Genomic DNA, 21444 nt, shown 5'->3' on the forward strand with positions numbered 1-21444 from the left:
GGGCCTCTTCGCGGGCGCGGTCAGCCCGCCAAGAGGCCTGACCTGCTTGCATCAGACCAGCCGGGAGAGCATGTCCTCGGCTTCCTGACGCTGGCTGTCGTCGCCATCCTTGACCACTTCGTCGAGGATGTCACGCGCGCCCTGGCTGTCACCCATGTCGATATAGGCACGGGCCAGGTCGAGCTTGGTGGCGACTTCGTCACTGCCGGAGAAGAAGTCGAAGTCCAGGTCGTCCAAAGGCTCGGGCTCTGGCTGCGCCACCGCGTCTTCGCTGGTGAAGTGCGGCTCCAGCGATGGCGTTTCGAGGCTCTGCGACAGCTTGTCCAACTCGGCGTTGACGTCATTGAGCTCCGAGGCAAAGCTCTTGGCGGCCGGCGAATCGTCTTCCAGCGACAGGGACAAGTCGAAGTCCGATGGCAGGTCGAACTCGGAGACCGGGTCAAACTCCGGCTCGCTGTCGAAGGCAGCCAGTTCGGACGCGACATCCAGCGGATCTTGCTCCAGCGCCTCCGGGGCAGCCGGGGCAACCGGCTCACTGACGTCGAGGTCGAAATCAGACAGGTCCACGGCAGGCTGAGGCTCGGCCTGAGCCAGCATGGCCTCGAAATCAGCGTCGGCGTCGGCTTGCAGCTCGGCATCCACGGCAAAGGGCTGTTCTTCTGGCTGAGCTTCTTCCTGTACGGGCTCATCCAGCACAGGCTCAGCGATTACCAGCTCGTCGGGTACGCCCCCCTGTGCGATCGGCTCGTCCAGCACGGACGCGGCCAGTGGGTCTTGATCGGCCAGGTCTTCACCCAGGCTCAGGTCGAAGGCGCTGTCCAGATCCTGCTCGGCCAGGTCCGTTGCATCGAGCGTTGGCACTTCATCGAAGGCGTCCAGCTCAGCGTCAGGCTCTGCTTGCGCGACAGCCTCTGGCTCAGCCTCCACGTGCGGCTCGAACCCAGACAACTCGTCAGGCACCACATCGGCAACCACCGGCGCTTCGGGCTCATCGTGCAGCAGCTCTTGCACGTACTGCTCATCCATTTCGGCAGCCAGCGCCGCCGCACCCAGGCCGGCAGCAGCCAGGCCGAGCATGGCGGGGTAACGCTCTTTCAGGCTGGCGACTTCAGCAACGTTCTGCTCGCTGGCCGGCAACTGACGCTCCTGTTCAGCGAACGCGCTCTGGTCACCCTGACGGGCGTACACGTCCATCAGCTTCAGGCGCAGGTCGTCACGCTCCGGCGCGGCGGCCACGGCGGGCTCCAACAGCTCGGTAGCACGATTAAGGCGGCCTTCGGCCAGGCATTGGTCAACTTGCGCCAGCAGCGCGGCGTGCGGGTCTGCTTGCGGCTCAGGCTCGGGTTCTGCCTCAGCGACCGGTTCTGCCACTTTTTCCGCAGCGACGGCAGCTGCAGCCGAAGCGGCAACCACCGCCGGCGACAGGGTTACGCCAGGCTCCCGGGCTTCGACGCCGTCGAAGCTCTCGGTATCGCTGTCGAAACCTGCGCCCTGCTCTTCTTCCAGCGCCCGCGCCATGCGCAGGTGCTTCTCGGCTTCTTGCTGGGCTTTGCGCTTGCGCGCCAGCAGCCACAGCAGCAGTGCCAGCACCAGGATGCTGGAACCGGCAATCACCCCCAAAAGCCACGGGTTGCCCAGGACCGAATCGAGCGTACCCTTCGGCTGGCTGGCGGATGCTGGCTGGGCGTCCGGCACAGGCTTGGGTGCGGTATCGGCAGCAGCAGGTGCCGGATCGACCACGGGCTGCTCCGGGATAGCGGCAGCCGACGCGGCTGCGCCCTGGCCTTCCAGGCGTGCCAACTGGTTGTTCTTCAGCTCGATCAGGCGCTGCAGCTTGTCCAGCTGGCTCTGCAGGTCGGCCATGCGGCTTTTCAGTTCTTCGTTGTCGCGACGGCTGGTGTCCAGGCTTTCCTGGGCCATGGCCAGCTCGTCATTCAACGCCTTGGCCTGCCCTGCACCGGCCTGCTTGCCCGGGCTGACCAGGCGCAGGTTGTCGCCCTGGGCGATACGCGACGGCGCAGCTTCGGCGGCGCCACGGCGGGTGGCATCCAGCTGGCGGGCACGCGGCCCCAGGCGACGGCCTTCACGCCAGGCCGCATACTGCTCGGCCACCTCGCGGTTCGCTTCGCCCTGGGCGATGCTCTGGATCTGCTGCTGGTCGGGCAGGCGCAGTACCTGGCCAACCTTCAGCTGGTTGATGTTGTTGCCGATGAAGGCGTCCGGGTTCAATGCCTGGATCGCGATCATGGTCTGCTGGATCGACCCTCCCTGGGCGTTACGCGCGGCAATCTGCCACAAGGTGTCGCGACGCTGGGTGGTGTAGTTGCTGGCACCGGTCATGGCCGGTGTGACACTGCCTGCCGCCGGCTTGTCGCCCTGCGCCTTGGCCTGGTCGAGCAGCACACTATAGTCACGCAGCAGACGGCCCTGCGGCCACATCACCTGCACCAGGAACTTGACCACCGGACCTGGCAGCGGCTGACTGGACGTCACGCGCAGCACACTTTTGCCGTTGGGGTTGATTACCGGTGTGAAGGTCAGGTCTTCGAGGTAGGTCGGAAACGCCACCCCGGCCTTGCTGAACTCTTCCGGTGGCGCCAGGCTCGGCGCCACCTCGGCGGCTTTGAGGTCGCGCACGTCGAGCAATTCGATCTCGGCGTCCAGCGGCTGATTCTGTGCCGACTTCAGGGTCAGCTCCCCCAGGCCCAGCGCATTCGCCATGCCAGACGACAGCGCGGATGCTGCAGCCATGGCCAGAACCAGTTTGCGAATTCGAAGCATGACCTCTTCCCTTGTATGAATCGTCCCGAAACCTGCATGCGGAGCAGGACAAAAGTGCTCGCCAGTATCTTTTACGGCATGTGTTTAATCAACAATTGCGCCACTTGCACGGCATTGAGCGCGGCGCCTTTGCGCACGTTGTCAGTGGTTAGCCAGAGGTTGAGTTGCTGGTCTTCATCAACACCGTGACGTACACGTCCAACATAGACCACGTCTTGGCCCACTGCGTCACCTACCGGGGTCGGATAATCATCGTTTTCCACCCGCTCGATGCTGTCGGCTGCCTCCAGGGCCTGGTTGACCGCTGCCAGGTCTACCGGGCGACGGCTTTGCACGGCCACACTGAAGCTATCGCCGAAAAACACCGGGACTTGAACACAGCTCACGGAAATCTTCAGGTCAGGCAGGCCCAGCAGCACGCGCAGTTCGCTGACCAGGCGGCGCTCCAGCGCGGTATGGCCCTGCTCGTCGGCAGCACCGACCTGGGCCAGCAGGTTGAATGCCACCTGGCGGTCGAAGAAGCGCGGCTCCAGCGGGCGGGCATTGAGCAGTTCGGCGGTTTGCCGGGCCAGCTCGCTGACCGCTTCACGGCCTTGCGCCGACACCGCCAACGCGGCCATCACTTGCACCCGCTCGATGTCCAGCAGGCCTTTGAGCGGCGCCAGCGCGACGGCCAGGGCTACTGCGGCCGAGCATGGGCTGACAATGCGCGCTGGCAACGACAGGCTGGCCAGGCGTTCGGCGTTGGCTTCCGGCACCAGGGCCAGGGCGTCGTCCAGGCCGCCGGACAGGTCGATGACCGTGCAGCCCGCCTGCAGCGCCTTGCCGGCAAAGCTGCGGCTGACGGCGGCGCCGGTGGCGAAGAAGGCCAGCTTGACCTGGGCGAAGTCGAAGCTGTCGACTTCGCGCACCTTCAGTTTCTTGCCAGCGAACATCACGCTGCTGCCCGCCGATTCCATGCTGGCCAGCAGGTGCAGGGTGGCAACCGGGAATGCCAGTTCCTCGAGGATCTGCACCAAGGCTTCACCGACGCTGCCGGTGGCGCCGACGACGGCGATATCCAAAGGGTGTGTCATGGAAGGGATCCTTTTGCTGTAAACGGCGGGGGCGGCACTTTACTCGGATTGTAGGGTTTTGTCTGTGCCCACCCGGCGCTGCTGTTGCTGTTGCTCGATTGCGTCTTGCTTCTTGGATGTGCGCACTCACACCGAGTAGGTATTCCTTCGCGCAGGTGGCGCATCGTCACCTTTCCGCCCTTCCGGCGGGTTACTTTGGTCGTGGCCAAAGTAACCAAAACCGTCGGCTCCCATCATCCGGCCCCTACGCTACGCTCCGGGGTCCCCTCGCTCCGGGCTTGCTCCCGGGAGGACCGCGCTGCAGGCCCCATCCTGGGGCCCAGCGCTTGACGGGCATCCATGCCCGTCACCTCCCTCCGCAAGCCCTGCGCTCGGCCTCCTGAAGTCGCAATCTGCGTCGCCTGAACTACCGCGCGCTTAGAAGCAAAAGCCAAAGCAAGAGCAAGAGCAACGGCGTTCTTCCAGGTACACCAGGCCGAGGGCAGCCATGCCGACGTATCCTTATCCAGATGACTGGGCAGAACCTCACCGAATGCATCGGCGGTGCCGGCCAATCACCGAATTCGCTTCTCGCTTTTGATCTTGCTTCTAAGCGCGCGGTAGTCCAGGCGACGCAGATTGCGACTTCAGGAGGCCGAGTGGAGGCATTGCGGAGGGAGATGACGGGCATGGATGCCCGTCAAGCGCTGAGGCCCCATGGATGGGGCCTGCAGCGCGTGCTCCCGGGAGCAAGGCCGGAGCGAGGGGACCCCGGAGCGCAGCGTAGGGGCCGGATGATGGGAGCCGACGGTTTTTGGTCCCTTTTTGCCACGACAAAAAGGGACCCGCCGTAAGGGCGGAAAGGTGAGTCGGCGTCGCCATCGCAAACGGACTGTACGCCCGATCAAAACCGGCGCTTAAGCTTTTGAGCTTTTGGGTTGTACGCTTACACATCAAGCAGACATTCATTCACGATGTTGGCGCCTATTCACCTTTCCGCCCTTCCGGCGGGTTACTTTGGTCGTGGCCAAAGTAACCAAAGCCGTCGGCTCCCATCATCCGGCCCCTGCGCTGCGCTCCGGGGTCCCCTCGCTCCGGGCTTGCTCCCGGGAGGACCGCGCTGCAGGCCCCATCCTGGGGCCCAGCGCTTGACGGGCATCCATGCCCGTCACCTCCCTTCGCAAGCCCTGCGCTCGGCCTCCTGAAGTCGCAATCTGCGTCGCCTGAACTACCGCGCACTTAGAAGCAAAAGCAAAAGCAAAAGCAACGGCAACGGCAACGGCTCTGTCAGAGCAGACATTTCGCCATTAAACAGCGGCATGAATTATCCGGCGATTAGGCCCGCGACCCAAATGCATACCTTCAGGCATAAAAAAATACCGCACTGTCACCAGTGCGGTATTTTTCAGGTAAAGCCTGAACGATCAACGCTCCAGCAGAATCCGCAACATGCGGCGCAGCGGTTCGGCGGCGCCCCACAGCAGCTGGTCACCTACAGTGAACGCGCCCAGGTACTGCGAACCCATGTTCAGCTTGCGCAGGCGACCAACCGGGATGTTCAGGGTGCCGGTGACCTTGGTCGGGGTCAGCTCCTGCATGCTGATTTCACGCTGGTTCGGCACCAGCTTCACCCAAGGGTTGTGCTGGCTGATCATGCCTTCGATGTCGGCGATCGGCACGTCCTTGTTCAGCTTGATGGTCAGCGCCTGGCTGTGGCAACGCATGGCGCCGATGCGCACGCAGATGCCGTCGACCGGGATCGGGCTCTTGAAGCGGCCGAGGATCTTGTTGGTTTCGGCCTGGGCCTTCCACTCTTCGCGGCTCTGACCGTTCGGCAGTTCCTTGTCGATCCACGGGATCAGGCTGCCCGCCAGTGGCACGCCGAAGTTCTCGGTCGGGAACGCTTCGCTGCGCATGGTCTCGGCAACCTTGCGGTCGATATCGAGGATGGCGCTGGCCGGGTTGGCCAGGTCATCGGCCACTGCCGCGTGGGTAGCACCCATCTGCTTGATCAGCTCGCGCATGTTCTGCGCGCCGGCACCCGAAGCCGCCTGGTAGGTCATGGCGCTCATCCACTCGACCAGACCGGCCTCGAACAGGCCACCCAGGCCCATCAGCATCAGGCTGACGGTGCAGTTGCCACCGATGTAGTTCTTGGTACCGGCGTCCAGCTGCTGGTCGATGACCTTGCGGTTGACTGGGTCAAGGATGATCACCGCGTCATCCTGCATGCGCAGGGACGAAGCGGCGTCGATCCAGTAACCCTGCCAGCCGGCTTCACGCAGCTTGGGGAAGACCTCGTTGGTGTAGTCGCCGCCCTGGCAGGTCAGGATCACGTCGAGGGTCTTGAGTTCTTCAATCGAATAAGCGTCCTTGAGGGGCGCTGTATCCTTGCCCACGTTCGGACCCTGGCCACCAACATTGGAGGTAGTGAAGAACACCGGCTCGATAAGGTCGAAATCCTGCTCCTCCAGCATCCGCTGCATGAGCACGGAACCGACCATACCGCGCCAACCGATCAGACCTACACGTTTCATCGCAACTACACCTTTGCTAAAAGTGGGCCGCCACCGGGAATTTTGGGGGGCGGGCCAGAGAGATTACAGATTCCGCAGCGCTGCGACTACTGCGTCGCCCATTTCCTGCGTACCAACTTTGCGGCAGCCTTCCGAGAAGATGTCGCCGGTACGCAGCCCCTGGTCCAGAACCAGGCTCACGGCCTTCTCGATCGCCTCGGCGGCAGCCGACTGATTGAAGCTGTAACGCAACATCATCGACACCGACAGGATGGTCGCCAGTGGGTTGGCGATGCCAAGGCCGGCGATGTCCGGTGCCGAGCCGTGGCAAGGCTCGTACATGCCTTTGTTGTCGGCATCCAGAGACGCCGAAGGCAGCATGCCGATGGAACCGGTCAACATGGAAGCTTCATCCGACAGAATGTCACCGAACATGTTGTCGGTCACCATCACGTCGAACTGTTTGGGTGCACGCACCAGCTGCATGGCAGCGTTGTCGACGTACATGTGGCTCAGTTCCACGTCCGGGTAGTCCTTGGCCACGTCTTCGACCACTTCACGCCACAGCTGGCTGGAGGCCAGAACGTTGGCCTTGTCCACCGAGCACAGCTTCTTGCCGCGCACACGGGCCATGTCGAAACCGACACGGGCAATGCGGCGCACTTCGCTTTCGCTGTACGGCAGGGTGTCGTAGGCCTGGCGTTCGCCGCCTTCCAGCTCGCGCTGACCACGCGGGGCACCGAAGTAGATGCCGCCGGTCAGCTCACGGACGATGAGGATGTCCAGGCCCGATACGATTTCCGGCTTCAGCGACGAGGCATCGGCCAGTTGCGGGTAAAGGATGGCTGGGCGCAGGTTGGCGAACAGGCCCAGTTGCGAACGGATCTTCAGCAGGCCGCGCTCCGGGCGAATGTCTCGCTCGATCTTGTCCCACTTCGGCCCGCCCACAGCCCCCAGCAGCACCGCATCGGCCTTGCGCGCACGCTCCAGGGTTTCGTCGGCCAGCGGCACACCGTGCTTGTCGATGGCGGCACCGCCAATCACGTCGTGCGCCAGGCTGAAGCCGAGCTGGAACTTGTCGTTGGCCAGCTCCAGTACCTTGACTGCCTCGGCCATGATTTCCGGGCCGATACCGTCACCTGGGAGAATCAGAATCTGCTTGCTCATGCTTTCCTCTATCCATTCACGCGGCGTGGCCAAGCGGGCCCCACCGAAAAGTGCTTAACGCTCGGCCCACAACACCAGCACATCGGTGCTGAACGAGCCGTCGGCCTCGATCTGGTAATACTGCCGTACTTCTTCGCCCATGGCTTGCTGCAATTGGCGGATGGCCACACGCATCGGCTCGGGGGTGCGCATGCGCTCAACCCAGGTGCTCCACTCCAGGCGCAACGGTTGGCGGGTGTGGCTGCGCACGTGCAGGCCGGCTTCGCTGACCTGGCGTTGCCACTCGGCGGCGGAGTAGTCGCGCACGTGGCTGGTGTCGCGCAGCACTTCGACCGTTTGCAGGTAAGTGTCGAGCAGCGGGCTGCCCGGCGACATCACGTCGATGAACGCCGCCACACCACCGGGCTTGAGCACCCGGCGCACCTCGCGCAGGGCCAGGCCCAGGTCGCTCCAGTGGTGGGCCGAATAACGGCTGAAGACAAAGTCGAACGACGCATCGGCGAACGGCAGGCGTTCGGCAGCGCCGCGTTCGGTCGTGATATTGGCCAGGCCGCGTTCGGCGGCGGCGCTGGCGACCACGTCGAGCATGGACTGCGAGAGGTCGTAGGCGACCACTTCGGCAACCAGCGGGGCGACGTGGAAGCTGACATGACCGGCACCGCAGCCCAGGTCCAGCACGCGGGCATGGGCCTGCCCTGCCAGCTCAGCCTGCAGCAGGGCGAATTCACTGCCTTGGGCGTGCACGGCGCTGCTGAGGTAGGCGCTGGCCTGCTCGCCGAACTGGCGTTGGACCACATCGATGTGCTGGGTGCTGGTCATGTCTCGTTCCTTTAGATTTTTGTTGCCTGTGCCGGCCTCTTCGCGGGTAAACCCGCGCCTACAACGACCGCGTAACCCTCTGCCCGCGAAGAGGCCCGCACTGTCACCTGCGAACTTCAGGCATCACGGAACAGCCAAGGCTGGCTGGCGCGGTGCTTGGCCTCGAAGGCCTTGATCGCGTCGCTGTCCTGCAGGGTCAGGCCGATATCGTCCAGACCGTTGAGCAGGCAGTGCTTGCGGAACGCATCGATTTCGAAGTGCAGCACCTTGCCATCTGGGCGGGTCACCGCCTGCGCCTGCAGGTCGATGGTCAGCTGGTAGCCCGGGTTGGCTTCGACCTGCTTGAACAGCTCGTCGACTTCCTCATCGCTGAGAATGATCGGCAGCAAGCCGTTCTTGAAGCTGTTGTTGAAGAAAATGTCGGCAAAGCTTGGCGCAATGATGCTGCGGAAGCCGTACTCGTCCAGCGCCCAAGGGGCATGTTCACGGCTGGAGCCGCAACCAAAGTTCTCCCGCGCCAGCAACACGCTGGCGCCCTGGTAGCGCGCGTGGTTGAGCACGAACTCCTCGTTGACCGGGCGCTTGCTGTTGTCCTGGTAGGGCTGCCCCACGTCCAGGTAACGCCACTCGTCAAACAGGTTCGGGCCAAAGCCGGTGCGCTTGATCGACTTCAAGAACTGCTTTGGGATGATCTGGTCGGTGTCGACGTTGGCACGGTCCAACGGTGCGACGAGGCCAGTGTGCTGGGTAAAGGCTTTCATGCTGCGCTCCCTTGGATCAACTCGCGGACATCGATGAAGTGGCCGGCTACCGCGGCAGCGGCGGCCATGGCCGGACTGACCAGGTGGGTACGGCCACCGGCGCCCTGACGGCCTTCGAAGTTGCGGTTGGAGGTGGACGCGCAATGCTCGCCGCTTTCCAGGCGGTCCGGGTTCATCGCCAGGCACATCGAGCAGCCTGGTTCACGCCATTCGAAACCGGCTTCGAGGAAGATCTTGTCCAGGCCTTCACGCTCGGCCTGGGCCTTGACCAGGCCCGAACCCGGCACGACGATGGCTTGCTTGACGCTGGCGGCCACCTTGCGACCCTTGGCGATTTCCGCCGCAGCGCGCAGGTCCTCGATTCGCGAGTTGGTGCACGAGCCGATGAACACACGGTCCAACTTGATGTCGGTGATCGCCTGGTTGGCGGTCAGCCCCATGTACTTCAAGGCACGCTCGATCGAACCACGCTTGACCAAGTCGGCTTCGGCCGCCGGATCCGGTACGCGCTGGTCGACGGCCAGAACCATCTCGGGCGAAGTGCCCCAGCTGACCTGTGGCTTGATCTGGCTGGCATCCAGCTCGACCACGGTGTCGAATACGGCATCGTCATCCGACACCAGGTCTTTCCACGATTCGACCGCTTGCTTCCACTGCTCACCCTTCGGCGCGTACGGGCGCCCTTCGACGTAGGCAACGGTAGTGGCATCGGTCGCCACCAAGCCAACGCGGGCACCGGCTTCGATGGACATGTTGCAGATGGTCATGCGGCCTTCCATCGACAATTCGCGAATGGCACTGCCAGCGAATTCCATGGCGTGACCGTTGCCACCGGCAGTGCCGATCTTGCCGATCACGGCCAGGACGATATCCTTGGCGGTGACGCCGGCCGGCAATTGGCCTTCCACGCGCACCAGCATGTTCTTCATCTTCTTGGCGACCAGGCACTGGGTGGCGAGCACGTGCTCGACCTCGGAGGTGCCGATGCCGTGGGCCAGGGCACCGAAAGCGCCGTGGGTGGAGGTGTGCGAGTCACCGCAGACCACGGTCATGCCCGGCAAGGTGGCGCCCTGCTCCGGGCTGATGACGTGGACGATGCCCTGGCGCTCGTCATTCATCTTGAATTCGACGATGCCGTATTCGTCACAGTTCTCGTCGAGGGTCTGTACTTGCAGGCGCGAAACCTGGTCGACGATCGCCTCGATACCGCCCTTGCGCTCTGGCGTGGTCGGTACGTTGTGGTCAGGCGTGGCGATGTTGGCGTCGATACGCCACGGTTTGCGATTGGCCAGGCGCAGGCCTTCGAAGGCCTGGGGCGACGTCACTTCGTGGATGATGTGGCGGTCGATGTAGATCAAGGACGAGCCGTCATCACGGCGCTTGACCTCATGGGCTTCCCAGAGTTTGTCGTAGAGCGTTTTGCCAGCCATCAGACTGTTCCTCATCAGCGTCTTTCTATGCCAAAGACCCCTTGGCTTGTACGGACGATGCTAGGGGGTTAGATTGAATAACTCAAATTCATAATTTTTATGCTTTGGATAACCCAAAGGAATACCACACCATGGACCTGGCCAACCTCAGCGCCTTCATCGCCATTGCCGAAACCGGCAGCTTTTCCGGCGCAGCCGAACGCCTGTTCCTGACCCAGCCGGCCATCAGCAAACGCATCGCCGGCCTGGAGCAGCAACTGGACGTGCGCCTGTTCGACCGCCTGGGCCGCGAAGTAACCCTGACTGAAGCCGGGCGCGCACTGCTGCCGCGGGCCTACCAGATCCTCAACGTCCTGGATGATACCCGACGGGCGCTGACCAATCTGACCGGGGCTGTGAGCGGTCGCCTGACCCTGGCCACCAGCCACCACATCGGCCTGCACCGCCTGCCCCCGCTACTACGGGTTTTCACCCGCCAGTACCCGGCAGTGGCACTGGATATTCAGTTCATGGATTCGGAACAGGCCTACGACGAGATTCTGCATGGCCGCGCCGAAATCGCCGTGATCACCCTGGCGCCCGAGCCACACCACTTGGTCAAGGCCGTGCCGGTGTGGGATGACGCCCTGGACTTTGTCGCCGCCCCCGAGCACCCGCTGGCCAACAACCAGGCGGTAAGCCTGGCTGACGTCGCCCGCCACCCGGCGGTATTTCCCGGCGGCAATACCTTTACCCACCATATTGTCCAGCGCCTGTTCGAAAGCCAGGGCCTGACGCCGAACATCGCCATGAGCACCAACTACCTGGAAACCATCAAGATGATGGTGTCGATCGGCCTGGCCTGGAGCGTGCTGCCACGCACCATGCTCGACGAACAGGTTTCACCCATCGCTTTGCCCGGCATACAGCTGTCGCGCCAGCTAGGCTACATTCTGCACACGGAGCGTACGCTATCGAATGCGGCCAGGGCATTCATGGCCCTGCTCGACAGCCACTCAGGGCCCACCTGACTGGCTGTCAGCTATTCCGATTCCAAGGACACGTCATACGCCAAAGGTCTGGTACCGATGCCCAAATCAGCAAACCGCTTTTTGCGCCTGCCGCGAATACCTGCCGCTGATCCCCAGGAGTCCGAGCAGGCCTGGCAGAACGCCCCGCAACTGCTGGCAGCGCTCAACGGTGCGCGCCTGGGTGCCTGGCTATGGGATATCGAAAGCGGCAGGGTCAGTTGGTCGCGGGGCACCCAGGCCCTGTTCGGTTTTGATCCACAACGGCCACTGCCCGCCGATATCGATTACCTCGACCTGCTGCCCGAGGAGGACCGCGCCCGCACGCGTCAGGTGTTCCAGGCGGTGGTCAATGGCGAGCCGGTGGAGCAAGCCATGCGCCACCGTATCCGCTGGCCGGACGGCAGCCTGCACTGGCTGGAGATCAACGGCAGCCTGACCCACGACCCGCACGGCCGGCCGCAGATGATCGGCGTGATCCGCGAGATCACCCGCCAGCGCGAACGGGAAACAGCACTGATCAATTCGGAAAAGCGCTTCGCCACGCTGTTCCACCTGAGCCCCAACGCCATTTTGCTGACCCGTCGCCACGATGGCATGATCTTCGAGGTCAACCAGCACTTCGAAAACATGTTCGGCTGGCCCGGCAGCCAGGTGATCGGCAAGACCAGCCTGGAACTGGGCCTGTGGGTCAACCCCGAACAGCGCCACCAGATCATGGAGTCGACCCGCGCCAACGGCGGCCCGCTGATCATGGAGGTGCAATTTCGCGCGACCAGCGGCAAGGTGCATGACGGCATCCTGTGCACCCAGGGCATCGAGCTGGAAGGCGTGACCTTCCTGATCAGTACATTCGTCGACACCACCGAACGCAAGCGCGCCGAACAGGCCCTGAAGGACAGCCAGGAGCGGCTGGACCTGGCCCTGGACTCGGCGCAACTGGGCACCTGGGACTGGCACATCCCAAGCGGCATGCTCTACGGCTCAGCCCGCGCGGCGCAGCTGCATGGCTTGCCGCCCATCCCTTTTCATGAATCGTTCGATGCGTTCTTCGAAGGTGTGCCGGAGCAAGAGCGCAACTCGATGCGACAGGCCTACCGCAGCCTGCGCGAAGGGCCTGCCGGCAACTATCAGATCACCTACCGGGTGCAGTTGGAAAACGGCACTTCACGCTACATCGAAAGCCGCGCGCGGCTGTACCGCGACGACCAGGGCATCCCCCTGCGCATGGCGGGCACCTTGCTCGACATCACCGATCAGGTGGAGCGCGAACAGCGCCTGAGCGCCTCGGAAGAGAAGTTTGCCAGCCTGTTCCAGGTCAGCCCCGACCCGATCTGCGTCACCCGCCAGGACACTGGCCAGTTCATCGAGATCAATCCGGCGTTCACCCAGACCTTCGGCTGGAGCAGCGAGCAGGTGCTTGGGCGTACCGCAGAGGAGATCGGCCTGTGGGCCGAGTCCGTCGAGCGCGCCAAACGTATCGAGCAGGTGATCCGCGAACAGGCCTTGAGCAACGTCGCCGTGGTACTCAACCACCGCAATGGCGCCCCGATGACCTGTGTGATTTCCAGCCGCCTGATCACCGTCGACGACCAGCCCTGCAGCGTGACCACCCTGCGCGACATCACCCAGCAACAACGCGCCGAAGCCGCGCTGAAGTCCAGCGAGGAGAAGTTCGCCAAGGCCTTCCACTCCAGCCCCGATGCCATCACCATCACCGAACGCCACAGCGGCCGCTACCTGGAGATCAACGACGGCTTCTGCCGCCTGACCGGCTACAGCACTGCCGACGTGATCGGCCACACGGTGTATGAGATCGGCATCTGGGCCGACGACAAGCAGCGCAGCGCGCTGCTGGCCGAATTGCACGAGCGCGGCCGGGTACACCACCGCGAGATGCTCGGGCGCAACAAGCGTGGCGATATCCTCACGGTCGAGGTTTCGGTGGAACCGATCACCCTCAACGAAGTGGATTGCCTGCTGCTGACCGCCCGCGACGTCAGCCAGCTGAAGAACGCCCAGGCGCAGATACGCCACCTGGCCTATCACGACCCGCTGACCAACCTGCCCAACCGCGCCTTGCTGATGGACCGCCTGAGCCAGCAGATCGCCCTGCTCAAGCGTCATAACCTGCGTGGCGCCCTGCTGTTCCTCGACCTCGACCACTTCAAGCACATCAACGATTCGCTGGGCCACCCGGTGGGCGACACTGTGCTGAAGATCATCACCGCCCGCCTTGAGGCCAGCGTGCGCCTGGAGGACACCGTGGCGCGTCTGGGGGGCGACGAATTCGTGGTGCTGCTCAGCGGCCTGGAAGGGAGTCGCGAACACGTGGAGGAGAAAGTGCGCGAGCTGGCCGACACCCTTCGCGAACTGCTGGCCGAGCCAATGTCACTGGATGGCCAGCGCCTGCAGGTAACGCCCAGCATCGGCGTGGCGCTGATCCCCGACCACGGCACCACACCGGCCGACCTGCTCAAGCGTGCCGATATCGCCCTGTACCGGGCCAAGGACTCCGGTCGCAACACCACACAGCTGTTCCACACCACCATGCAGAAGGCCGCCAGCGAGCGCCTGCGCATGGAAAACGACCTGCGCCTGGCCCTGGCCCGTGGCGAACTGGCGCTGCACTTCCAGCCGCAGGTGGATGCCCGCGACAACCGCATCGTCGGTGCTGAAGTACTGCTGCGCTGGCACCACCCGCTACTGGGCCAGCAACCGCCCTCGCAGTTCATTCAGGTACTGGAAGAAAGCGGCCTGATCCTTGAAGTTGGCAGCTGGATTCTCGACGAAGCCTGCGACGCCTGCGCCCGCATGCTCACCGACGGGTTGATCGATGCTGATGATTTCAGCCTGTGCGTGAACATAAGCCCGCGACAGTTCCGCCAGAACGACTTTGTCGGGCGGGTGCTGCGCAGCCTGGACGATTACCGCCTGCCGCGGCAGATGCTGACGCTGGAAATCACGGAAGGCATCGTCATTCAGAACCTGGAAGACACCATCAGCAAGATGCGCGAGCTGAAGCGCTATGGGGTGAGTTTTGCCATGGATGACTTCGGCACCGGCTATTCCTCGCTGACTTACCTGAAGCGCCTGCCGGTCGATGCGCTGAAAATCGACCAGAGCTTCGTGCGCGATGCACCGGTCGACCCCAACGACGCAGAAATTGTCCGCGCCATTGTCGCCATGGCGCGCAGTCTGGACCTGGCGGTGATTGCCGAAGGGGTAGAGCTGACCGAACAGCTGGCGTTTCTCGAGCGGCTGGGGTGCCATCTGTACCAGGGTTATCTGCACAGCCGGCCATTACCGTTGCTGGAGTTTCGGCAGATGTTGCTGGAGGCGCCGGCAGATTACTGATCGCATGACGGCCGCGCGCCTACACGGGACCGCGTGAGAATGTCTAGTCCTGAAATAGGTTTACACCTGTTCAGGTAGGCCGACAGGCCTCAAAACGCCTGATGCACCGCATCGGGCGTTTTGTTTTTCAGGGCCATATGAGGCCGTTCTGTATTGTAAATCTGCACTGCCTCGTCAACCATCTGCCTCGCTTGTTCCAGATCCTCAGGGCTACTCAACAGCAGCTCCATCTTGAGGATTCCGTTGATTCGCTCGGCCAGCGCGTTCTGGTAGCAGTCATACCCATCAGTCATGGAGCACTGAACGCCGTGCCGTTGATGTAGTGACTGGTATAGCGCCGAGCAATATTGGATTCCTCGATCCGAATGGTGGACTAATGGCTGGCGACGACGGCGCTTTCGTAATGCCTGCTTGAAGGCTTGCGCCACTGACTCGGCATGCAGGCTTTCATGGACGTGGTGGCCAACAATCTTCCTTGAGTACGCATCCGTTACCAGGCTCAGGTACAGCGGGCCCTTGCGTGCGGGCAGGTAAGTAATGTCGGCAACCCAGACGTGCTCCGGCCTTGTCGGAACGATCTGACTTGGGCCGGGTTTGAGTAAATTGGGATGGCGGTAGAAGCGATGAAAGCTTTGTGTTGTCTTGTGATAGGCCCGCTTAGGCAGCACTAGCAAACGGCGCTCTCCCAAGACCTGGAACAGCCTATCTCGGCCGACCTGGAATCGTCTGTCAGGTTGGCAATGCAGCAGATAGTGCAGCTTGCGTGTGCCCAGACGAGGCTGGCGTATCCGGATCTGCTGTACAAACTCAACCACCCGGTCTGCCTGGCGTTCTTTGCCATCAGCAACTCGATTGCGTTTGTAGTAAGCCTGTCGACTGATGCCTAGAAACTGACAAGCCCTGGCAATGCTCAGTCCTGCGACTTGACCTTGCGTGAGGACTTGCCGGATCGCTTTTTTACGACCGAGACACCATAGTCATTTTTCAGAACATCAACGACCGTCTCAAAGAATTGGGCCTTCTGGCTCATCAGCTCAAGCTGCTGCTCAAGCTCTTTGATCCGCTGCTCTGGAGTGAGCGTTTTGGGGTCAGACATCGCGCAGCTCCTCTCGTCGCGGATCGAGGCCCCCTGGCTCCAATCCTGCCGACCGTGCTTACGCAACCATACCAGAACCGTCGAGCGACCCTGGATGCCATACCGCACCTGGGCCTGCTTGTAGGTCAGTTCGCCTTTTTCTATCTGATCAACCACCGCCAATTTAAAAGACAGTGAGTAATCACGCTGTGTGCGCTTTACACCTTGCTCCATCAGACTCTCCGGAAATTCGGGATGGGAGGTGTAAACCTTATTCAGGACGGGACAGAAGCACGAAAAAGGGCACCTCTGGAGGTGCCCTTTTTTCAGTGCCGCGCGGTCAGTTCAGCGCTGGTTTTTCGCTATTGATCGGAATGCGCTTGGCCTTGGCTTCTTCAGGCACGATGCGCAGCAGGTCGATGCTGAGCAGGCCATTGGCCAGGCCGGCGGCCTTCACTTCGATGTGATCTGCCAGGCGGAACGACAGCTTGAAGGCGCGTTGTGCGATACCCTGGTGCAGGTAGGTCACTTCAGCGGCGCTATTGTCGCGCTTGCCACCGGTCACGGTCAGGACACCTTTTTCGACCTGCAGGTCGAGGTCCTCTTCCTGGAAACCAGCTGCAGCAACCACGATGCGGTAGTGGTCATCGCCATGCTTTTCCACGTTATAGGGCGGGTAGCTGCTACCGGCCTCGTTACGTGCCGCGGATTCGAACAGGTCGTTGAAACGGTCGAAACCAACGGAATGACGGAACAGTGGAGCAAGAGAGAAAGCAGTAGTCATGGTCATAAACTCCTGAGATTCAGCAAGTAAGTCATTACGCGACCCGGCTTCGGCATCGCGTACTCAAAAGATATGGCCGAGGGAAACGCTTTCAAGGGGCAAACAGAAAAAATTTGATTTTTTTGCACGGGGTTTGATGGCCTCTTCGCGGGTGAACCCGCTCCTACGACGGCCTATGCCCAGCCACCAACATGTGTCCACCACCAATCCGGCGTAGGAGCGGGTTTACCCGCGAATACGGTGGTGGCGGCAACGGTGAAGGAAGGGTGGAAATTGGCCAGCAGGGCCGGCCCTTTCTACACGGCGGCCTGCGCCCAATCACCGACATGTGTCCACCCTCGATCAGACGTAGGAGCGGGTTTACCCGCGAATACGGTAGCGGCGGCATCGGTGAACGGCGGGTGGAAATTGGCCAGCAGGCCCGGCCTCTTCGCGGGTTAACCCGCTCCTACGACGGCCTGTGCCCCGCCACCGACAATGTGTCCACCCTCGATCAGGCGTAGGAGCGGGTTTACCCGCGAATACGGTAGCGGCAGCAACGGTAAACGACGGGTGGAAATTGGCCAGCAGGCCCGGCCCTTTCGCGGGTGAACCCGCTCCTACGACGGCCGATGCCCAGCCACCAACATGTGTCCACCACCAATCCGACGTAGGAGCGGATTTACCCGCGAATACGGTAGCGGCGGCAACGGTGAACGGCCGGTGGAAATTGGCCAGCAGGCCCGGCCTCTTCGCGGGTGAACCCGCTCCTACGACGGCCTGTGCCCCGCCACCAACATGTGTCCACCACCAATCCGGCGTAGGAGCGGGTTTACCCGCGAATACGGTAGCGGCGGCAACGGTGAACGGCGGGTGGAAAATGGCCAGCAGGCCCGCCCCTTTCCCGGGTGACCCCGCGCCTACAGGTGCAGTACCCGCGTAGCGCCCTGCTCAGGCGACGCAAGCCTCCAACGCTTGCGCCTCAACCCCTAGCAACCGGCTGATCCGCGCGCAGTCATCTTCCCGGCGCAACTCGGCAAACAACACCACCGCTTCGGGGTAACTGCGAGTCAGCATCGCCAGCCACTGCTTCATCCGCCCCGGCGCATAACGCGGCGACAATTTGGCCTGGGCCTGGCGCCAGAACTCACGCAACAGTGGCAACAAATCATGCCAGCTCATCGGCTGATAGTCGCGCCCATCCCGCGCCGCTGCAATCTGCAGGCCCAGGTCCGGGCGCGATACCAGCCCACGCCCGAGCATGATGTCTTCAGCGCCACTGACCTCGCGGCAACGCCGCCAGTCATCGACCGTCCAGATCTCGCCATTGGCAAATACCGGGACCTTGACCACATCCTGCACACGCGCCACCCACTCCCAGTGCGCTGGCGGCTTGTAGCCCTCAACCTTGGTCCGTGCGTGCACCACCAGGTGTGCCGAACCGCCCTCGGCCAGCGCCGTGGCGCACTCCAGTGCCCCATCGGGGCTGTCGAAGCCCAGACGCATCTTCGAGGTCACCGGAATGTTCGCCGGCACCGCACGCCGCACTTCACGCACAATGGCGTGCAGCAACTCCGGCTCTTTGAGCAGTACCGCGCCACCGCGCGACTTGTTCACCGTCTTTGCCGGGCAACCGAAGTTCAGGTCGATCACCGGCGCCCCAAGCTCGCAAGCCAGTGCGGCGTTTTCCGCCAGGCATACCGGGTCCGAACCCAGCAATTGCACGCGCATGGGCACACCGGCAGCCGTGCGCGCGCCCTGACGCAGTTCAGGCGCCAGCTTGTCGAACGAGGACGCCGGCAGCAGGCGGTCGCACACGCGAATGAACTCGGTGACGCACCAGTCGATACCGCCCACACGGGTCAATACGTCGCGCAGGATGTTGTCGACCAGCCCCTCCATCGGGGCCAGAGCAATTTGCATGTCGGGGTCTCAGCGGAAAAAGCCGGCAGTTTAACAAAAAATGCCGGCGACTCAGGCGCCGATCAGCGCCGGACCGTAACCTTCGACGAATTCCGCCGGCATGCGCCTGGGCTTGCCGCTGGACAGCTCGATGCAGGCAAAGGTGGTTTGCGCACGCAGCAACGTCACACCATCGCGCGGGCGCTTGAGCTGAAACCGCCGCGTCATGCGCAGGCGTTGGTCCCAATCAATGATCCAGGTGGCCAGCTGCAGCTCATCGTCTTCATAGGCGGCGGCCAGGTAGTCGATTTCGTGGCGCACCACAGCCATCGCTCGGTCAAGGCGCCGGTACTCGGCCAGGTCCAGCCCCAGACGCTGGGAGTGGCGCCAGGCGCAGCGCTCAAGCCAGGTGACGTAGACGGCATTGTTGGCGTGGCCAAGGCCGTCGATGTCCTCGCTGCCGACGCGCAGGTCGATGACGAAGGGTGTTGCCAGGTCCCAGCTCATTTTCGCTTCCTTGGCGCAAAAGGCGATTTAGCAGCGATCTGCGGGGCAATGTCCAGCCCCAGCGAGCCTGAAGCGGTCGTTGTAGGAGCGGGCTTGCCCGCGAATCAGACACCGCGGTGGGTGGCACCGGCGATGCCGATGTTCGCGGCTGAAGCCGCCCCGACACTGACCGCTTCAGCCCGAGCCAGCAATTCGAGCACGGCGTCGCTCAGCCGCGGGTCGGCGAGCACTCGCTGGTGACCACCCCCTTCCAGCAGCATCAGCCGGCTGTCGAACCAGGCCTTGTGGATCACATGTGCCTCATCTGCGGGCACAAGAGCATCATCGGCAGCATGCACCACCAGCCCCGGCAGTTCCAGCTGGTAACCCGTGACATCCAGCCGCGCAATCTGCATGCCCACATCGCGCTCGATCTGGCGAATGAACGCTGCCCGTGCCCGGGCTGGCAGCCCCAGGCGATGGGCAAAACCACGCAACACACCGAGCAACCGTGCCGGCGCTGCAATGCTGACAGCCGCCTCTGTACGCAGCCCCATCTGCAAAGCCAGCAGCACGCTGGCACCGCCCATGGAATGACCTATGACCGCACGCAAGGGCGGCAACTCAGCCGCAGCCTCAAGCAGCGCCCGGGCAAACAGCACCACATTCGCCTGCTCGCCAGGCGAACGACCATGCCCAGGCCCTTCCAGCGACACCACCGTATGCCCCGCCTGAACCAAGGTCTCGATCAAGGCGGCAAACTGCGTCGGGCGCCCTTCCCAACCGTGCATCAGCAGCACGGTCGGCCCTTGCCCCCAGCGCAAGGCAGACAGACCGAAGCGCAGTGTAATGCGCTCAGCCCTGGCCAGCACAGGCAGCTCCCAATCCCGCGGCGGCAGGTTGCGCGGGGTCATGAAGGCACGGCGCATCCTGCCCGCGACATGCTCGGGGGCCAGGCGGCCCAAGGTGCCATTGACACCGCGAATCCAGCTCAGGGTGGTCATCGCCATGCTCCAGGGTTAAAGCACCGCCGATTTGGCGGCGCGCAGAATACGGTCAGACAGGTCACTGGCCCCCAAGGCCCGGGCCAGCGCCAGCCCCCCCACCATCAGGGCCAGGTCGGCCAATGCTTTGTCAGCATCCTCAGGGCGGTCGACCATCGCGGCAGCCATCAACTCGATGTGCTCGGCCAGCACCTCGCGGAAGACCTCCGGCAGGCGCTGCATTTCGCCCAACGCGTTAGGCAGCGGGCAAGCATGTACTTCGCAGTCCCGGTGCTTGCGCGAGAGGTAGAAGGCGCCGGCCAGCGCTCGCCGCCCGGCGCCATCGAGATTGGGGTCGATCTGGGCGAGCAAGGCACGGCGCTCACCCAACAACTGGCGGAACGCCTCGAGCATCAGCTCGTCCTTGCTGTCGAAGTGCGCATAGAAGCCCCCGACGGTCAGGCCTGCCGCACCCATCACCTGGCTGACGCTGGGCTCGGCCGGGCCGTGCTGGATCAGCGCACTGCGCGCAGCTTCCAGAATGCGTTCGCGGGTTTTGCTCTTCTTGTCGCTCATCTGGCACACCCACACAAAATATGATGATCGAAATATTATTCTCATCATATTTTTTGGCAAGCAAAATGTGCGGCCGTTTGTCGGGGGCAAATTATTGAGAAGGGAAAAAACAAAAGGCCCATTCAATAAGCGAATGAGCCTTTAAAGTCCCGCAAAACGCGGGTAAACGTGGCGTCCCCTAGGGGACTCGAACCCCTGTTACCGCCGTGAAAGGGCGGTGTCCTAGGCCACTAGACGAAGGGGACGTAACCTTCGCGAAGATCCACTTGCGTGAACCCTGGCAGAAATGGTGGAGCTAAGCGGGATCGAACCGCTGACCTCCTGCATGCCATGCAGGCGCTCTCCCAGCTGAGCTATAGCCCCGAAACAAAAGGCTCATCAATAAGCGACGAGCCTTTTAAAGCCCTGCAAAACGCAGGAAAAGTGGCGTCCCCTAGGGGACTCGAACCCCTGTTACCGCCGTGAAAGGGCGGTGTCCTAGGCCACTAGACGAAGGGGACGTAACCTTCGTGCCGATCCGCTAACGCGAACCGCGGCAAAATTGGTGGAGCTAAGCGGGATCGAACCGCTGACCTCCTGCATGCCATGCAGGCGCTCTCCCAGCTGAGCTATAGCCCCGGATTTCTAGCCTCGCGGCCCAGCGACATAACAACATCGCTTGTGTAAAACTGGCGTCCCCTAGGGGACTCGAACCCCTGTTACCGCCGTGAAAGGGCGGTGTCCTAGGCCACTAGACGAAGGGGACGAACCTTCTTACCTTCAAGAC

General features: G+C 62.7%; 15 protein-coding genes, 5 tRNA genes and 1 pseudogene. 3 read left to right on the top strand and 18 right to left on the bottom strand.

What is annotated here, in order from left to right; genetic code table 11:
• Window positions 1-51: 51 nt before the first annotated feature.
• Both REH59_RS20620 and REH59_RS20625 read right to left on the bottom strand, forming a co-directional pair.
• Entirely contained in the window at window positions 52-2781 is a 2730-nt protein-coding gene (locus tag REH59_RS20620; RefSeq protein WP_014859294.1) for a FimV/HubP family polar landmark protein, read from the bottom strand.
• 71 nt (window positions 2782-2852) lie between these two features.
• On the bottom strand, window positions 2853-3857 hold the full coding sequence (locus REH59_RS20625) for an aspartate-semialdehyde dehydrogenase (RefSeq protein WP_014754044.1): 1005 nt from the start codon (window positions 3855-3857) through the stop codon (window positions 2853-2855).
• 456 nt (window positions 3858-4313) lie between these two features.
• Here REH59_RS20625 and REH59_RS28855 point away from each other — a divergent pair.
• A pseudogene (locus REH59_RS28855) lies at window positions 4314-4419 on the top strand (3-deoxy-7-phosphoheptulonate synthase); the annotation flags it as partial.
• 841 nt (window positions 4420-5260) lie between these two features.
• Here the strand turns inward: REH59_RS28855 and asd are convergent.
• The 5 genes from asd to leuC all read right to left on the bottom strand — a co-directional run bounded on the left by asd (window position 5261) and on the right by leuC (window position 10529).
• Entirely contained in the window at window positions 5261-6373 is a 1113-nt protein-coding gene (gene asd, locus REH59_RS20630) for an aspartate-semialdehyde dehydrogenase (protein WP_003247195.1), read from the bottom strand.
• 63 nt (window positions 6374-6436) lie between these two features.
• On the bottom strand, window positions 6437-7519 hold the full coding sequence (gene leuB / locus REH59_RS20635; RefSeq protein ID WP_003247194.1) for a 3-isopropylmalate dehydrogenase: 1083 nt from the start codon (window positions 7517-7519) through the stop codon (window positions 6437-6439).
• Window positions 7520-7573: 54 nt separating this feature from the next.
• On the bottom strand, window positions 7574-8338 hold the full coding sequence (locus REH59_RS20640) for a class I SAM-dependent methyltransferase (protein ID WP_014754047.1): 765 nt from the start codon (window positions 8336-8338) through the stop codon (window positions 7574-7576).
• Window positions 8339-8454: 116 nt separating this feature from the next.
• Entirely contained in the window at window positions 8455-9099 is a 645-nt protein-coding gene (gene leuD / locus REH59_RS20645; protein ID WP_003247192.1) for a 3-isopropylmalate dehydratase small subunit, read from the bottom strand.
• Window positions 9096-10529: a 3-isopropylmalate dehydratase large subunit gene (gene leuC / locus REH59_RS20650; RefSeq protein WP_003247191.1), complete on the bottom strand. Its 1434-nt coding sequence runs from the start codon at window positions 10527-10529 to the stop codon at window positions 9096-9098. Before leuC ends, leuD begins: the two co-directional genes overlap by 4 nt.
• 131 nt (window positions 10530-10660) lie before the next feature.
• Here leuC and REH59_RS20655 point away from each other — a divergent pair, with 131 nt between their 5' ends.
• Window positions 10661-11539 (top strand): LysR family transcriptional regulator, encoded by an 879-nt coding sequence (locus REH59_RS20655; RefSeq protein WP_003247190.1) that lies wholly within the window; start codon window positions 10661-10663, stop codon window positions 11537-11539.
• A 57-nt stretch (window positions 11540-11596) separates the two neighbouring features.
• Entirely contained in the window at window positions 11597-14893 is a 3297-nt protein-coding gene (locus tag REH59_RS20660) for a bifunctional diguanylate cyclase/phosphodiesterase (protein WP_004576934.1), read from the top strand.
• Window positions 14894-14982: 89 nt separating this feature from the next.
• On the opposite strand, the gene REH59_RS20665 is transcribed toward REH59_RS20660, so the two are convergent.
• The 11 genes from REH59_RS20665 to REH59_RS20715 all read right to left on the bottom strand — a co-directional run bounded on the left by REH59_RS20665 (window position 14983) and on the right by REH59_RS20715 (window position 21423).
• Window positions 14983-16202, bottom strand: a protein-coding gene (locus REH59_RS20665; protein WP_265536522.1) for an IS3 family transposase whose coding sequence is annotated in 2 segments (ribosomal slippage) — window positions 14983-15854 and window positions 15854-16202 — 1221 coding nt in all. Because the reading frame shifts where the segments join, the coding sequence is not laid out codon by codon here.
• Window positions 16203-16308: 106 nt separating this feature from the next.
• Entirely contained in the window at window positions 16309-16752 is a 444-nt protein-coding gene (locus tag REH59_RS20670; RefSeq protein WP_003247188.1) for an Hsp20 family protein, read from the bottom strand.
• A 930-nt stretch (window positions 16753-17682) separates the two neighbouring features.
• Complete coding sequence (locus tag REH59_RS20675; protein WP_014754050.1) at window positions 17683-18654, bottom strand: tRNA dihydrouridine synthase; 972 nt, start codon at window positions 18652-18654, stop codon at window positions 17683-17685.
• Between the two features lie 51 nt (window positions 18655-18705).
• A complete protein-coding gene (locus REH59_RS20680) occupies window positions 18706-19140 on the bottom strand; it encodes an acyl-CoA thioesterase (RefSeq protein WP_003247186.1) in 435 nt (144 codons plus the stop codon).
• Between the two features lie 104 nt (window positions 19141-19244).
• Window positions 19245-20123 carry an alpha/beta fold hydrolase gene (locus REH59_RS20685; protein ID WP_003247185.1) on the bottom strand — a complete coding sequence of 293 codons (879 nt, stop codon included), beginning with the start codon at window positions 20121-20123 and terminating at the stop codon, window positions 19245-19247.
• A 15-nt stretch (window positions 20124-20138) separates the two neighbouring features.
• The gene (locus REH59_RS20690) at window positions 20139-20678 is read right to left on the bottom strand and encodes a TetR/AcrR family transcriptional regulator (protein WP_121783857.1); all 540 of its coding nucleotides are present in this window, start codon (window positions 20676-20678) and stop codon (window positions 20139-20141) included.
• Between the two features lie 169 nt (window positions 20679-20847).
• Window positions 20848-20923, bottom strand: a tRNA-Glu gene (locus tag REH59_RS20695).
• Window positions 20924-20965: 42 nt separating this feature from the next.
• Window positions 20966-21041, bottom strand: a tRNA-Ala gene (locus REH59_RS20700).
• A 61-nt stretch (window positions 21042-21102) separates the two neighbouring features.
• Window positions 21103-21178, bottom strand: a tRNA-Glu gene (locus REH59_RS20705).
• Window positions 21179-21220: 42 nt separating this feature from the next.
• Window positions 21221-21296: transfer RNA gene (locus REH59_RS20710), tRNA-Ala, on the bottom strand.
• Window positions 21297-21347: 51 nt separating this feature from the next.
• Window positions 21348-21423, bottom strand: a tRNA-Glu gene (locus REH59_RS20715).
• Window positions 21424-21444: the final 21 nt, after the last annotated feature.

The organism is Pseudomonas sp. BO3-4 (assembly GCF_034044115.1).
Lineage (GTDB): Bacteria > Pseudomonadota > Gammaproteobacteria > Pseudomonadales > Pseudomonadaceae > Aquipseudomonas > Aquipseudomonas alloputida.